This is a genomic window from Flavobacterium sp., from assembly GCF_027531705.1.
GTDB lineage: Bacteria > Bacteroidota > Bacteroidia > Flavobacteriales > Flavobacteriaceae > Flavobacterium.
In genome coordinates this window covers 18,682-33,834 of record NZ_JAPZSP010000017.1, presented here as the reverse complement: position 1 = coordinate 33,834, position 15,153 = coordinate 18,682, and the positions used below count along the sequence as shown (strand labels likewise).

Here is a 15,153-nt window from a genome sequence, read left to right as displayed (position 1 = left end):
ACTAATTACTAGTATTGTTCATTCGCATTAGGAAAATCTTGACTTTTTACATCTGCAACATAACTTCCGATTGCTTTGGTCATTTGATCATATAAATCTAAATAGCGACGTAAAAATCGTGGACTAAATTCGTTGTTCATTCCTAGCATATCATGAATTACTAATACTTGTCCGTCAACACCGCCTCCAGCGCCTATTCCTATTACAGGAATTGAAATACTTTTGGCAACTTCTTCGGCTAAATGTGCAGGAATTTTTTCTAATACCAAAGCAAAGCAACCTAATTTTTCTAGTAATTTGGCATCCTCTAAAAGTTTTTCTGCTTCAGCATCTTCTTTTGCACGAACCGTATAAGTTCCGAATTTGTATATAGATTGAGGAGTTAAGCCTAAATGTCCCATTACAGGAATTCCGGCGTTTAATATTTTTTTGATTGAATCTTTTATTTCACTTCCACCTTCCAATTTAACTGCATGTCCGCCGCTTTCTTTCATAATTCTGATAGAAGAACGTAACGCTTCTTTTGAATCTGATTGGTAGCTACCAAAAGGCAAATCTACCACTACCAAAGCTCTTTCTATAGCACGAACAACACCTGATGCGTGATAAATCATTTGGTCAAGTGTTATCGGTAAAGTTGTTTCATGACCAGCCATAACATTACTTGCCGAATCACCAACAAGAATTACATCAACACCAGCAGTATCAACAATTTTTGCCATGGTAAAATCATAAGCAGTTAGCATTGAGATTTTTTCGCCATTGGCTTTCATTTCAATTAATGATTTGGTTGTAATTCTTTTATAATCTTTTTTTGCTACTGACATGAATAGTATATTTTAGATTTAAAATAGTAATTTTTAAAGGTGTAAAAGTAGTAAAATCGATTAGTAAACTAAATTTTATAACCTATTTTATATTCTAATATTGATAAAAGCGTTAATTTGAAATCAGATTTTGTAATTTTGTCTCAATATTATCTTATGGAATTAGTTAAAATATTACAAGAAAAATCAGATATTGCTTGGGAAATCTATATTCCAAATCTATCAATAGATTCAGTTGTATTTGGGTTTGATAAAAGTTCACTAAAAGTCTTACTTGTAAAAATGAAAGAAACAGCTTTATGGGCTTTACCTGGTGGATATATAAAAAAAGAGGAGCATCTTATTGAAGCTGCAAATAGAATATTAAAGGATAGAACTGGAGCAGAAAATATTTATTTGCAACAGTTTAGAGTTTTTGGAGATTTAAATCGTTCGGAATATTTTTTTGATGGTTTACCAGATAGTTTATGGCATAAACAAAGGTTTGTTTCAATTGGGTTTTACGCTTTGGTTGATTATACAAAAGTTAATTTGATTATTGATGACACATCTGATGCTTGTGAATGGAAATCGATTGATGCTTTGCCTGAACTCATGATGGATCACAGAAATATTTTTGATAAAGCATTAGTAAGACTTCGTAAAGAATTGAATCACAAGCCAATTGGTCTTAACTTGTTACCTGAAAAATTTACAATGCCCGAACTTCAAAAACTGTATGAAATAATTTTGGACAAGAAACTAAATAGGGGAAATTTTTATAGAAAAATGCTTCGCTATGATATTCTTGAAAAATTGGACGAAAGTAGAAAAGGTGGAGCACATAAAGCTCCTGATTTATATAGATTTGATATTGAAAAATACCAGAATGCTTTAAAAAATGGTTTGAATGAAGGTTGGTAATCTTTATAAAATCTTTATACTTTCTATTCAGAATACTATTTTTTACTTATAACTATCGCCGTAACTTTGTCAAAAATTAATAACAATGGACAAGTTATTTAAAAAGAGTTCTGTTAATCCTTATCTAATCAGTTTTTTATCGGTTGGAATTTTTTCCTTATTATGTTTATTTGTAAGGGATAAAATTGATTATCGAATTGTAGGTTACCTTCTTTTAGTTCTAGTTTCAATTCTTGCCATTTTTCTTGAAATCAAACCTGTTTTATTAGCTGCTATTTTAAGTGCTTTAGCATTGGATTATTTATTTATAAATCCATACTACACTTTACACATTGATAGTGCTGAAGATGCTTTTTTGCTAATCATGTTTTTTATAATTGCTTTAATTAATGCGGTTTTGACCAACAAATTTAGAATTATGCAAAAGGCAATTCATATTAAAGAAACTCGTGCAAGTACATTAAAATTATATAATACTTTGCTTGATTCACTTTCTCACGAGTTAAGAACGCCAATTGCTGCCATTCTTGGTTCGATAGATACATTGCAACAAAAAGACGTAAATTTATCTTCTGAAACGCAACAAAAATTGCATAATGAAATTGAAAAGGCATCCATGAAATTGAACTATCAAGTTGAAAATTTACTGAATATGTCTCGATTGGAATCGGGTTATATCCAGCCAAAATTGGATTGGTGCGATGTAAAAGAGATTATTTATAATGTTTGCAATCGACTTTTAGAAGAAACAAGTGATCACAAAATAAACTATTTAATCGATGAAAATTTGCCGCTTTTCAAACTTGATTATGGCTTGATGGAACAAATTGTTTACAATTTAGTTTACAATTGTTCGCAACACACTCCAAAAGGAGCAACAATTGAAATTCAAGTTAAATATGATGTTGATGTAGATTTTGATAGTCATATTGATTTGATAAAAAAATGTATAATTACAATTTCAGATGATGGTTATGGTTTTCCTTCTGATGAAATTGACAGAGCTTTCGATAAGTTTTACAGATTTAAAAACTCTAAAACAGGCGGAACAGGTTTAGGTTTGTCAATTGTAAAAGGATTTGTTGAGGCTCAAAACGGAACAATAAATTTAAGAAATAATGAAAACGGCGGCGCAACTTTTGAGTTGAGTTTTTCGGTAGATTGTTTGCCAATTAATTCTTTAAAAAATGAATAACGGATATTCCATATTGGTAATTGATGATGAAATTCAAATAAGAAAATTATTAGAAATTTCTTTGGAAGCTAACAACTATAGAGTAAATTTTGCTGAAAACGGAAAAGAAGGCATTACCATGGCAGCAAGTCACCAACCTGACTTGATTTTGTTAGATTTGGGTTTACCCGATGAAGACGGACAAGAGGTTTTAGTAAAATTGCGCGAATGGTTTCAAAATCCAATAATCATTTTAACTGTAAAAAGCGCCGAAGAAGAAATTGTAAGAGCTTTAGATAATGGTGCTAATGATTACTTAACAAAACCTTTCAGAACACAAGAATTATTAGCTAGAATGAGAACTGCTTTACGCAAAAATACTATACAAAATGTTGAGCCAATCACTTCATTCGGAAATGTTTCTATTGATTTATCTTCACGAATTGTGAAAGTAAACAATGAAATTTTAAAACTGACCGCAACAGAATATGCTCTTCTAATTTTATTATTCAAAAACGACGGACGTGTTTTAACACATCAATATATACTAAAAGAAATTTGGGGACAAAGTTATTCTGAACAAACTCAATATTTAAGAGTTTTTGTGGCTCAATTGCGAAAAAAAATCGAAGAAGATCCCAACCGTCCAAAATATATCATAACCGAATCTGGAGTAGGTTATAGGTTCAATACCAGTTAATTAAAATCTAAAAATTTATTAATAATACCATGAATTGTATGTGAAAACATAACAATCAGGGAATCTTTTGTCCTATTTAAAAATAATTTAAACTAAATAAAATGAATATATCCGTAAAACAAAAAGTAACAGCGGCTACATTATTGGTAGCATTAGGAATAATTTATGGTGATATTGGAACATCACCTTTGTATGTAATGAAAGCGATAATTGGTGACCGACCGATAAATGAATTGTTAGTTTATGGCGCTATTTCATGTGTGTTTTGGACATTAACTTTTCAAACTACATTCAAATATATTTTTCTCACACTTTCTGCCGATAATCATGGCGAAGGCGGTGTTTTTTCACTCTATGCTTTGGTAAAACGATTCGGAAAGGGAAAATTAGTAATTCCAACTATTCTTGGCGCAACATGTCTTTTGGCAGATGGAATTATTACGCCGCCAATTTCTGTAGCGTCAGCTGTTGAAGGTTTGGAAGCTATTGTACCTAATTTGCCAACGATTCCAATTGTAATTGCCATATTATCAGGAATTTTTCTGTTTCAACGCTTTGGAACACAAAAAGTAGGTAGCGTTTTTGGACCAATAATGGTGGCTTGGTTTACGATGTTGTTGGTTTTAGGAGTTTCTCAAATTGTTCAGCATATTGAAATATTGAAAGCATTAAATCCTATGTATGGTTATGAATTACTGACACAATATCCAAAAGGGTTTTGGCTTTTGGGTGCCGTTTTTTTATGTACAACTGGTGCTGAAGCCTTATATTCTGATTTAGGACATTGTGGAAAAACTAATATTAGAATCACTTGGATATTTGTAAAAATCGCCTTGGTTTTTAATTATTTAGGTCAAGGTGCATGGCTGATGAGTCAAGGAAATGAATTTTTAAATGGTCAAAATCCGTTTTATGCTATTATGCCACAATGGTTTTTAATCATCGGAATTATTATCGCTACAATGGCTACAATTATTGCTTCTCAAGCATTAATAAGTGGTTCATTTACATTGATTAATGAAGCAATATCATTAAACTTTTGGCCAAGAGTAGCCTTGAAAAATCCAACCAATTTAAAAGGTCAAATTTACATTCCATCAGTAAATACTATTTTATGGATAGGTTGTGTATTGATGATTTTATATTTCAAGAATTCATCCAATATGGAAGCTGCTTACGGATTTTCTATAACGGTTGCTATGCTAATGACTACGGTTTTATTATCTTATTATTTAATTTTCATCAAAAAAGTGAAAACGACTTGGGTGGTAATTGTTCTTGTAATTTTCTCAATAATTGAAGTGTCGTTTTTTATTGCCAATGTGGTTAAAATAAAAGAAAGATGGATGTTTTTATTCTTCGAACTATTCATTTTTATGGTAATGTATGTTTGGTATTATTCGAGAAAAATTAACAATAGATTTTTGAAATTCACCAACCTAAAAGAACAAACTACTTTGTTAAACGAATTGAGTGAAGACGATGCTATTCCGAAGTATGCAACTCATTTAATTTATTTATCAAAAGCAGATAAAATTTATGAAATTGAAGAGAAAATCATCAAATCTATTTTCGCAAAAAAGCCAAAGAGAGCTGATGTATATTGGTTTTTACATATCAATAGAACCAATGAGCCATTTACATTAAATTATGAAGTTGTTGAATTGTTAAATGATAAAGTCATAAAAGTAGTTTTGAACGTTGGCTTCAGAATTCAACCAAAAGTAGAATTATATTTCAAGAAAATCGTTCAAGATTTAGTGAGTCGAAAAGAGTTGAACTTGCATATTCGACCTGATGGTTCTACTAAATATAACAATGAACCCGATTTTAAATTTGTTATTATAGAGAAATTTATTTCTGTTGAAAACGAATTTGCTTTGAAAGAAGGTTGGCTTTTAACATCTTATTTCTGGCTTAAAAAGCTATCACTTTCAGACGAAAAAGCATTTGGACTAGACAAAAGTGATGTAGCAATTGAAGAATATCCAATGGTTTATTCTCCAACAACAAAACTAGAATTAAACAGAAAAAATTAATATTATTGCACTATGAAAAACACATTTACAATTTTAGCGCTACTTATTTTTAGTCAAGTATTTTCTCAAGAAAAAAGCGAACTAAAAACCACTTTTTCAGGATTTGTTGAAACATACTATTCCTATGATTTTAATCAACCAACAACTGATTCAAAATTGCCATTTATGTACAATTACAATCGTCATAATGAGTTTAATATCAATATTGGATTACTACGTGCAAAAGTAGAATATGAAAATGCTTATGCTGTATTGTCATTACAATCAGGAACTTATGTTGATGATAATTATGCTAATGAAAAGATAAAATATCTAAACGAAGCCTATGTTGGTTTGTATCTTGATAGATCAAAAAAACAATCTATAGAAGTTGGAATTTTACCAAGTTATTTAGGATTTGAATCTTCAACAACTGCGACTAATTTAACCTTAACACGTTCAATTTTAGCTGAAAATTCGCCTTATTTTATGACAGGTGTAAAGTACAATTACAAACCATCAGACAAATGGAATTTTGCTGCATTATTGACTAATGGTTGGCAACGAATCAACAAACCTCAAAAAGATGTTGCGCCTTCATTTGGAACTCAAATTGTTTATAAATCATCAGTAAATTCCACTTTAAATTGGAGCACTTTTGTTGGAAAAGAATTCAACGGAATTGATTATTCAATGCGTTATTTCAGTAACTTATATTTTGATAAAAAATGGAATGATAAATGGCGTACTATTGCAGGTTTTGATTATGGTTTGCAAGATTTGAGTTCAAAAAATAGTACATCAGAATCTTGGTTAAGTCCAGTTTTCATTGCACAATATGTAATAAACCCAAAATGGCAAACGGCTTTTAGAACCGAATATTACCAAGATGAAAAGAATGTAATTATTGCCACAAATGATGAGTTTAAAACACTTGGATTTTCATTAAACTTCGATTATATACCTAATTCAAAAGTAAAATTAAGAACTGAAGCACGTTACTTTGATAGTAAGAAAGAAGTGTTTGCAAAAGGTTCTGATGTAGTTAATTCCAATTTCTTTTTGACAACTAGTTTGAGTTTTGAGTTTTAAGTTATTAATTTTCAGGAGCTAAATCTCGTAATTCTGAAACAATAATTCAAAATTGTATAATTTTTTTTGAAGATTTGAATTTAGTTTTACCGTAATCTTTTAAATAAAAAAATTATGGAAAATCAAGATTTAGGTTCCCAAAAAATCAATAACAAACAAATTAGTACTGATTTGATTCCTGTAAATGATGAAAACACAGCTTCAGCTATGAATTCAGAAATGGAAGTAGATAAAAACGGAGTTAAAAAAATTGTTGAAAGAGTCAGAAATATTGACCATATCAACAATGTAGTTCAGGCTACTGCTGATAAAAGATTGAGTACTAAGCCAAGTTTGGCATTAGAAGAAATTGGAAAAAAAATGGTTGAAAACCAAGATTTAAATTCTGATATTACGGCACATCGCTATCCTAATTCTAGTTCAGAAAATTCTAAATAATTCCAAATAAGAAAATTAACAATTGACACAACCAAAATATAAGTGCTAAGTGTTTAAAATCTATTTCTTTTCTCTTTGAGACTACATTAATACACTATCAAAAATTTTAGTAACACTAGTAATACATAGTTAATAAAAACTGTTGTCTAATAATAATCTTCTATTTTTCAAATTTCTTTTTTACAACTAGCTTGAATTTTGAGTTTTAATTCTAAATTAGCGTTTCATTCTAAAAAGAAAAATGAGTACAAAAATTCAAATCATAAAACGTTATTTTCGTTCCCTTTTTGATCTAAAAGGAAGTCAGGAAGATGAACTAGAAACCGATAGAGAAGTAAGAGAAGGTGTTGTTTTTAAAGGAAAAAACCTTTGGCTTCTTGCTTTTGCGATATTCATCTCTTGCATTGGTTTAAATATTAATTCGAAAGCTGCTGTCATTGGTGCAATGATAATTTCGCCGCTTATGGGACCAATTTTCGGAATAGGTTTTTCATTAGGAGTTTCTGATATAGACTTGTTGAAAGTTAGTATTCAAAATGCAATTAGAATTGTTTTGATAAGTCTTTTGGTGGCAACAATTTATTACTTAATTACGCCTTATGCCATTGCAACAGATGAATTATTGTCGTTTTCAAATCCAACTATTTTTGATGTTTTACTAGCTTTTATTGGCGGAATGGCTGGTTTTATAGCCATTTCTCGTCATAACGGAACGCAAGTTTTAATTGGAGTTGCTGTTGCTACTTCGTGTATACCGCCATTATGTACAGCAAGTTTTGGATTGGCTACATTGCAATGGCAATACTTTGTTGGTGGACTTTACACTTATTTTATCAACGCACTTTTTATCTGTGTTGGAAGTTATATTATTGTCAAATATTTGAAATTCAGTCCACATTCTAAGGAAAATGTAAAAAATGTAAATAGTTGGTTTGGGATTTTGATATTTCTTGCTATAATTCCTGCGGTATATTTAGCCTATAATTTTGCAGTGACCAATATTTTTACATCTAAAGCAAATCAATTTGTAACTAATGAAATTGATTCAAAATACCATGTTGTTCAGACCAAAATAAATAATAAAACTAAATTAATTGAAGTTGATGTAATTGTTGAAAGATATGATGATTCGCTTCAATACTCAATTCAAAAACAACTTCCAAAATATGATTTGAAAGATTCAAAATTAAAGATATATCAAACCATCGAAGCAGGAAAAACCAATTTTAAAGAATTTGATAAATTAAATTCAGAAATCGAATTATTGAAAAATGAAATCAATAAAATGAAAGCTAGATAATTTTTAAAATTAGTTTTTTATGAATTTGTATGTATAAGATTTATTGTTTTCATCTGTAAGTCTAGCAATATATAAACCTGCATCAAATTTTTGAATGTCAATTTTCTTTATGTTATCATTTTCAAATTTCTGAATTATTTTACCTTGTAAATCGTATACTACTACTTTTTTTATAATAGAGTTTTCAGCTTTAAATTCTAAGTAAGAAGATGCTGGATTTGGCGAAATAGTTATTTGCATTAAATTGAAATCCTCTACACCAACTGTTGGTCCATCAAAGCCATAAATTTTTGAACTATATTGTATATTGTCAAAACTTATGTTATAATATATATTTGTTATCAACTTTTTCGATAAGTTCGGTATTTCGCTTAAAAAAATACTAGAAGCGCCAGGAATATTTAATAAAACTGTACCGTTTTCATTAATTATGTTTGACTCATAATGACCGCCATCTAAAGTATTAGAATAGCACGAATAGGCTAATTCAACTAGATTATCAGAATTGAATTTTGTTTCTGATGCGTGAACACTAATAATCGAACCAAATTCAGAAAATTGTATTGGTGTAGTAATTGTTTTCCATAGAGTATGATTACTGTTGTAAATTATTGTTTCAGCCACAACAGGAACATTTGAATTAATACTATATATTTTATTGTCATAATATTTTTCACCTGAAATTTCAAGTTTAACTCTTTCAATGCTTCCATCATAAGTATGTTCTAAAACTAAACTTGGGCAGCTATATATTTGAGATAAATTTGTGGTAGTGTATGCAATTAGTTTTTTAGCTAAACCATCAATATCACTAATGTCGATATAACGAACATTATCAAGTGATAATAGTGTTATACCTTCTTCGTTAATAATCTTAGATTGATAAATTTGATTTTCTCCAATACCGTAATAACCATATCCTATTTCTAATAAATTGTCATCATTAATCTGATTTTCAGACAAAAAAGAAATTCCTGAAAAAATATAATCATCAGGTTTTGTCAAAGTTATGTTTTTCCAAAAAGTATGATCGTTATTATAAATTGTTACAATGCCAGTAGTTGGATTGAAATTGTAATATTTTTCGCCAGCGTTTTCAAAAATAATCCTTTTAGTTTCATTTGAAGCATAAGTATGTTCCAATAATAATTCAGGTACGGAATATATATTACTTTCTGTAGAAGAATAAGAAATAATTTTAGTAGGTAAACCTTGTTTTTCGTCTATTGTCAATGAATAACAATTATCAACTGTTAATAAAACGGTTCCTTCTTCATTAATTATTTTACTTTGTCTAATATTTGGAGCAGAATAAGTAGAATATACAATTTCTAACAAATTATCATTATTTAGTTTATTCTCAGAAATATTTGAAATACCTATTGAATAATAATTTTCTGAAATTGGAAGAACAATTGATTTCCAAAAAGTATGGTTGGCATTATAAAAATCTATTTTATGGTTGGTAAAATCAACTAAATAGTATTTTTCTCCAGAGTTTTCTAAAACAATTCTAGAAGCAAATCCATTGTAATAAGTGTGTTCGTAAGTTATTTGACCTGAAGCAATTGAAGAAAATAATAAGACGAAAAAAAGTATTTTTTGTTGCATAATAATCTTTTTTTATCAAAAATAAGAATTTTTAGCACACAAAACTATTTTTAGGATAAAAATTACAAAAAATAATTTTAGAATATCATCGAAATCTCAACATTCATGTCAACAGCCAATCCATTCTGCATTGGTAGTAATTATATAACTAATAAAAACTATTATATAATGAACACCGTCAATCTCTCGGTTAACTTTGTAATTAACAATTTAATAAAGAAATAGTATGAAAAATGTAAGTATGAAAAGTAGAAGTTTGACGTTGGTAATGTTGATTGCCGTTTTTGGTTTCTTCACAGTTTCATGTAGTGATGATGACAATGAAGGGGAAACATTAGCTCCTTTGACAGGAAAATGGAGCATTAGTAAAGTCGGAACAACTGTTTCAGGTACAGAAACCTTAATTGATGCACCGCAAAATCAAACAGGTTGTGAAAAAGATTTTATGAATCTAAAATCTGACAATACAGTTGAAGAAGGAAACTATGATTCAACAATCGATCCATGTGCTTTGTTTACTGATCAAGGGATTTATTCTAGATCACACAATAATTTGACAAGAGTCGTTGATGGAGTTACAACAACTCAAGATATTGTTAATCTTACACTCAATGAGCTAAAATTAAAAGATGCTAATGGTGCTATTGAAGTGTACATTAGATAAATTTTATTTTGATAAATTAAAAAGGAGATGATTTTTAAAAAATTGTCTCCTTTTTTTTGTTTTAACAATCCGCAACATTCACGGCAACTGCCAAGCCACCTTCTGAAGTTTCTTTATATTTAGAATTCATGTCTTTAGCGGTTTGCCACATGGTATTGATGACTTTATCCAAAGGAACTTTTGCATTTTTTGCGTCTGTTTCCATAGCTAATTCTGCTGCATTTATTGCTTTAATGGCACCCATTGTATTTCTTTCAATACACGGAATTTGAACCAAACCACCGATAGGATCACAAGTCAAACCTAAATGATGTTCCATTGCAATTTCTGCTGCCATTTGCACTTGGTCCGGAGTTCCACCCATAACTTCACACAATGCTGCTGCTGCCATAGCGCTAGAAACTCCAATTTCTGCTTGACAACCACCCATGGCTGCCGAAATGGTCGAACCTTTTTTGAAAATACTACCAATTTCACCAGCAACCATCAAAAATTGTTTGATTTCTTTTTCGCTAGCGTCATGATTTTCAATTACCAAATAATACATTAAAACTGCAGGAATTACACCAGCACTTCCGTTGGTTGGTGCCGTTACAACTCTACCTAAAGCGGCATTTACTTCATTTACAGCTAATGCAAAACACGAAACCCATTTTAAAATCTGACGAAATTTGACTTCTGTTTTACGAATACATTCTAACCATTCTTGCGTATTATTATAATTAGATAAACCAATCAAACCTTGATGCATATCAAAAGCTCTTCGGCGAACATTTAATCCGCCAGGCAAAATTCCTTCGCTGTGGCAACCAATGTACATACATTCTAACATGGTATTCCAAATGCGCATTAATTCTTTATCAATTTCTTCTTCCGAACGCATCGATTTTTCGTTGTCATAAACAACTTCTGATATTTTTCTGTTTTGAGTGGTGCAATAATCTAATAATTCTTGTGCATTCTGAATTGGATAAGGAAAAGCACATTTTATTTGAAGCTTCTTTTTTGCATTAGCACGTTCTTCTTTTACTACAAATCCGCCGCCAATAGAGTAGAAGGTAGAAGTATATTTTTTGTCAGAAGTAAATGCTGTAAAAGTCATTCCGTTTGCATGAAAAGGCAAAAAGTTTTTATTGAAAACAATATCTTTTTCAAAATCAAATGGAATTAATAGCTGATTTCCTAAGTTGATTTGATGTGTATTTTTTATGGAAGTTATGATTTTATCAATGTTTTCAACAGGAATATATTCAGGATCTTGACCGCTCAAACCTAGCATAACAGCCAAGTCGGTTGCATGCCCAACACCAGTTAATGATAGCGAACCATATAAATCAACTTTAACACGAGTGGTAGTAGTGAGTATATTTTCTTGATTTAATTCAGCCAAAAATCGTTCTGCGGCACGCCAAGGTCCAAGTGTGTGCGAACTCGATGGTCCAACACCAATTTTTAACATATCAAAAACCGAGATGCATTCTTCCATAAAGAAAAGTTTAATTTGAAAGACAAATATAAATGAATAACTGAAAAATAAATAGTTTTGTTGGTATATAAATATGAATTTGATAATTTTCAATAAAAACCTCATTCAATCAACCTTGTATTTAGCACCTGAAAATGTCAGTTTGTCATATAAATAACTGTCATAATTCTCTAAAACTGACAATTAATTCTCTTTTTGGCTATGGCACAATCATTGCTTTTTGTCAGACAAGTTTAAAATCGAATTTTCTAAAATTAATTAAATATAAAAATGGGAAAAATAATTGGAATTGATTTAGGTACGACCAACTCATGCGTTTCTGTAATGGAAGGACAAGAAGCTGTTGTAATCCCTAACTCTGAAGGAAAAAGAACAACGCCTTCAATCATTGCATTTGTAGAAGGTGGCGAAATCAAAGTAGGTGATCCTGCCAAAAGACAAGCCGTTACTAATCCAACAAAAACGATTGCATCTATCAAACGTTTTATGGGACACACTTTTTCTGAAACTACTGATGAAGCAAAAAGAGTTCCTTATTCAGTTGTAAAAGGTGATAACAATACGCCACGTGTTGATATCGATGGTCGTTTATATACTGCTCAAGAATTGTCAGCTATGACACTTCAAAAAATGAAAAAAACTGCTGAAGACTATTTAGGTCAAACAGTTACAGAAGCAGTTATTACTGTTCCTGCTTACTTTAACGATGCGCAACGTCAAGCTACTAAAGAAGCTGGAGAAATTGCAGGTCTTAAAGTAATGAGAATTATCAACGAGCCAACTGCTGCTGCTTTAGCTTATGGTTTAGATAAAAAAGGACAAGATCAAAAAATTGCTGTATACGATTTAGGTGGTGGTACTTTTGATATTTCTATCCTTGAATTAGGTGACGGAGTTTTTGAAGTATTATCTACAAATGGGGATACTCACTTAGGTGGAGATGATTTTGACCAAACTATCATTGACTGGTTGGCAGATGAATTCAAAGCTGAAGAAGGAATTGATTTACGTCTTGACCCAATGTCATTACAAAGAATTAAAGAAGCTGCTGAAAAAGCTAAAATCGAGTTGTCATCTTCTGCTGAAACAGAAATCAACTTGCCTTATGTAACAGCTACTGCATCTGGACCAAAACACTTAGTTAAAAAATTATCAAGAGCTAAATTTGAACAATTATCTGACTCTTTAGTAAAACGTTCTATGGAACCAGTTGCTAAAGCGTTGAAAGATGCAGGTTTATCTACTTCAGATATTGACGAAGTTATCTTAGTTGGTGGTTCTACAAGAATGCCAAGAATTGCTGACGAAGTTGAAAAATTCTTCGGTAAAAAAGCTTCTAAAGGTGTAAATCCTGATGAGGTTGTTGCAATTGGAGCTGCTATTCAAGGTGGAGTTTTATCTGGAGATGTAAAAGATGTATTGTTACTTGACGTTACACCTTTATCTTTAGGTATCGAAACTATGGGTGGTGTTTTGACAAAATTAATTGAGTCTAATACAACTATTCCAACTAAAAAATCGCAAGTTTTCTCAACGGCTGCTGATTCTCAACCATCTGTTGAAATTCACGTGTTGCAAGGAGAAAGAGCAATGGCTGCTGATAACAAAACTATCGGTCGTTTCCACTTAGACGGAATTCCACCAGCACCAAGAGGTGTTCCACAAATTGAAGTTACTTTTGATATTGATGCTAATGGTATCATCAAAGTTTCTGCAACTGATAAAGGAACTGGTAAATCACACGATATCCGTATCGAAGCTTCTTCTGGATTAACAGCTGAAGAAATCGAAAAAATGAAAAAAGATGCTGAAGCAAATGCTGACGCTGATAGAATTGCTAAAGAAAGAGCAGAAAAATTGAACGAAGCTGACAGTATGATTTTCCAAACAGAAAGTCAATTGAAAGAATTGGGAGATAAATTATCTGACGAACACAAAACAGCAATTGAATATGCATTAACTGAATTAAGAATGGCTCACCAATCACAAGATTTACAGGCTATTCAAAAAGGTTTAGACAATGTAAATGCAGCTTGGAAAACAGCTACTGAAGCAATGTATGCACAAGGAGATCAAGGCGCTCAAGGACAACCTGCTCAACCACAGGGTGAAGCACAAGGCGACAATGTTCAAGATGTTGATTACGAAGAAGTGAAATAATTAGATGATTTTTCAATTAGAAAATTAGATAATTAATTTTTATAGAAAACCGAGTTAGTAATAGCTCGGTTTTTTTTATTTAACATTTTTCGGATAGAATATTTTGTATATTGGCAATCTCAAATACTATAAAAACATGAAAAACGGAATTTACATTTTAGCCTTTTTGGTTTGTCTAACAAGTTTTGGTCAAAAAAAGAAAAGTGCTACACCAAAAGCTACTGCTGGATTAGCAAAAGTTGACAACCTTATTGCCGAAATCAAAAACGGAAACTTTCAAGTTACAATTACTGAAAAAGGAAAAGAAATTGATACAATAGTTGTAAAAAGTGCTGACAAATCATTTGCGCCAACAGGTTGTAAATTAACTTCTTTCAAAGCTAGTGGAGTTTCTTTATATTTACTTTCATGGCAAGAAAAAACGAATACTAAAACACCAACTAAAACAGAAGATATCGTAACTATTTACACAAAAGTATATGATATTACTACCAAAAAAGAAGTGTTTTCAAATTACCAAATCACGAATAATATAACCGAACAAGTTTTTCTTGATAAAAACAAAACTGCTTCTGAAACACAAAACAAAATTAGAAGAGAAGGTTTTGAATTTACTTTAAATCCTGATGGTTCGATTACTCAAAAAAGTAAAAACCAAGAGAATAAATGGGTTTATGATGCTACTAAAAAAGAATATTTAGACGCTAAAAAGAAAAAATAAAAGATAATTTTTACTGCATAATCGCAAATTGTAATTCTTTGAAGATTTATAATTTGCGA

At 30.7% G+C, this 15,153-nt stretch carries 13 protein-coding genes; 10 read left to right on the top strand and 3 right to left on the bottom strand.

The features are described from left to right. Positions 1-8 precede the first annotated feature (8 nt). A complete protein-coding gene (panB, locus tag O9267_RS05505) occupies positions 9-827 on the bottom strand; it encodes a 3-methyl-2-oxobutanoate hydroxymethyltransferase (protein ID WP_298176962.1) in 819 nt (272 codons plus the stop codon). A gap of 156 nt (positions 828-983) precedes the next feature. Here panB and O9267_RS05500 point away from each other — a divergent pair, with 156 nt between their 5' ends. From O9267_RS05500 to O9267_RS05470, 7 genes are all read left to right on the top strand, one after another. Then, a complete protein-coding gene (locus O9267_RS05500; protein ID WP_298176961.1) occupies positions 984-1,730 on the top strand; it encodes an NUDIX domain-containing protein in 747 nt (248 codons plus the stop codon). An 85-nt stretch (positions 1,731-1,815) separates the two neighbouring features. Then, complete coding sequence (locus O9267_RS05495; protein ID WP_298176959.1) at positions 1,816-2,925, top strand: ATP-binding protein; 1,110 nt, start codon at positions 1,816-1,818, stop codon at positions 2,923-2,925. Then, positions 2,918-3,604, top strand: coding sequence for a response regulator transcription factor (locus tag O9267_RS05490; protein WP_298176956.1), 687 nt, complete (start codon positions 2,918-2,920; stop codon positions 3,602-3,604). Before O9267_RS05495 ends, O9267_RS05490 begins: the two co-directional genes overlap by 8 nt. Positions 3,605-3,705: 101 nt before the next feature. Then, positions 3,706-5,643 (top strand): KUP/HAK/KT family potassium transporter, encoded by a 1,938-nt coding sequence (locus tag O9267_RS05485; RefSeq protein WP_298176954.1) that lies wholly within the window; start codon positions 3,706-3,708, stop codon positions 5,641-5,643. A gap of 12 nt (positions 5,644-5,655) precedes the next feature. Next, entirely contained in the window at positions 5,656-6,714 is a 1,059-nt protein-coding gene (locus O9267_RS05480) for a porin (RefSeq protein WP_298176951.1), read from the top strand. Positions 6,715-6,828: 114 nt separating this feature from the next. Further along, positions 6,829-7,152 carry a hypothetical protein gene (locus tag O9267_RS05475; RefSeq protein ID WP_298176949.1) on the top strand — a complete coding sequence of 108 codons (324 nt, stop codon included), beginning with the start codon at positions 6,829-6,831 and terminating at the stop codon, positions 7,150-7,152. A gap of 241 nt (positions 7,153-7,393) precedes the next feature. Further along, a complete protein-coding gene (locus O9267_RS05470) occupies positions 7,394-8,452 on the top strand; it encodes a DUF389 domain-containing protein (RefSeq protein ID WP_298176947.1) in 1,059 nt (352 codons plus the stop codon). A 9-nt stretch (positions 8,453-8,461) separates the two neighbouring features. Here the strand turns inward: O9267_RS05470 and O9267_RS05465 are convergent, their stop codons facing one another. Next, positions 8,462-10,063, bottom strand: a complete 1,602-nt coding sequence (locus tag O9267_RS05465) for a T9SS type A sorting domain-containing protein (RefSeq protein ID WP_298176945.1) — start codon at positions 10,061-10,063, stop codon at positions 8,462-8,464. A gap of 241 nt (positions 10,064-10,304) precedes the next feature. Between O9267_RS05465 and O9267_RS05460 the strand changes: the two genes are divergently transcribed. Further along, positions 10,305-10,727: a lipocalin family protein gene (locus O9267_RS05460; protein WP_298176943.1), complete on the top strand. Its 423-nt coding sequence runs from the start codon at positions 10,305-10,307 to the stop codon at positions 10,725-10,727. 61 nt (positions 10,728-10,788) lie between these two features. On the opposite strand, the gene O9267_RS05455 is transcribed toward O9267_RS05460, so the two are convergent. After that, the gene (locus tag O9267_RS05455) at positions 10,789-12,213 is read right to left on the bottom strand and encodes an L-serine ammonia-lyase (RefSeq protein ID WP_298176941.1); all 1,425 of its coding nucleotides are present in this window, start codon (positions 12,211-12,213) and stop codon (positions 10,789-10,791) included. Between the two features lie 270 nt (positions 12,214-12,483). Here O9267_RS05455 and dnaK point away from each other — a divergent pair, with 270 nt between their 5' ends. Both dnaK and O9267_RS05445 read left to right on the top strand, forming a co-directional pair. Beyond that, a complete protein-coding gene (gene dnaK / locus O9267_RS05450) occupies positions 12,484-14,373 on the top strand; it encodes a molecular chaperone DnaK (protein WP_298176939.1) in 1,890 nt (629 codons plus the stop codon). A gap of 136 nt (positions 14,374-14,509) precedes the next feature. Next, positions 14,510-15,094 carry a hypothetical protein gene (locus tag O9267_RS05445; RefSeq protein ID WP_298176937.1) on the top strand — a complete coding sequence of 195 codons (585 nt, stop codon included), beginning with the start codon at positions 14,510-14,512 and terminating at the stop codon, positions 15,092-15,094. Positions 15,095-15,153 lie beyond the last annotated feature (59 nt).

Bases quoted from the DNA above. Each gene is read 5' to 3' on its own strand.
- O9267_RS05465 (WP_298176945.1), bottom strand. From the start codon at position 10,063: ATGCAACAAAAAATACTTTTTTTCGTCTTATTATTTTCTTCAATTGCT.
- O9267_RS05495 (WP_298176959.1), top strand. From the start codon at position 1,816: ATGGACAAGTTATTTAAAAAGAGTTCTGTTAATCCTTATCTAATCAGT.
- O9267_RS05460 (WP_298176943.1), top strand. From the start codon at position 10,305: ATGAAAAGTAGAAGTTTGACGTTGGTAATGTTGATTGCCGTTTTTGGT.
- dnaK (WP_298176939.1), top strand. From the start codon at position 12,484: ATGGGAAAAATAATTGGAATTGATTTAGGTACGACCAACTCATGCGTT.
- O9267_RS05480 (WP_298176951.1), top strand. From the start codon at position 5,656: ATGAAAAACACATTTACAATTTTAGCGCTACTTATTTTTAGTCAAGTA.
- O9267_RS05500 (WP_298176961.1), top strand. From the start codon at position 984: ATGGAATTAGTTAAAATATTACAAGAAAAATCAGATATTGCTTGGGAA.
- O9267_RS05470 (WP_298176947.1), top strand. From the start codon at position 7,394: ATGAGTACAAAAATTCAAATCATAAAACGTTATTTTCGTTCCCTTTTT.
- O9267_RS05490 (WP_298176956.1), top strand. From the start codon at position 2,918: ATGAATAACGGATATTCCATATTGGTAATTGATGATGAAATTCAAATA.
- panB (WP_298176962.1), bottom strand. From the start codon at position 827: ATGTCAGTAGCAAAAAAAGATTATAAAAGAATTACAACCAAATCATTA.
- O9267_RS05445 (WP_298176937.1), top strand. From the start codon at position 14,510: ATGAAAAACGGAATTTACATTTTAGCCTTTTTGGTTTGTCTAACAAGT.
- O9267_RS05485 (WP_298176954.1), top strand. From the start codon at position 3,706: ATGAATATATCCGTAAAACAAAAAGTAACAGCGGCTACATTATTGGTA.
- O9267_RS05455 (WP_298176941.1), bottom strand. From the start codon at position 12,213: ATGGAAGAATGCATCTCGGTTTTTGATATGTTAAAAATTGGTGTTGGA.
- O9267_RS05475 (WP_298176949.1), top strand. From the start codon at position 6,829: ATGGAAAATCAAGATTTAGGTTCCCAAAAAATCAATAACAAACAAATT.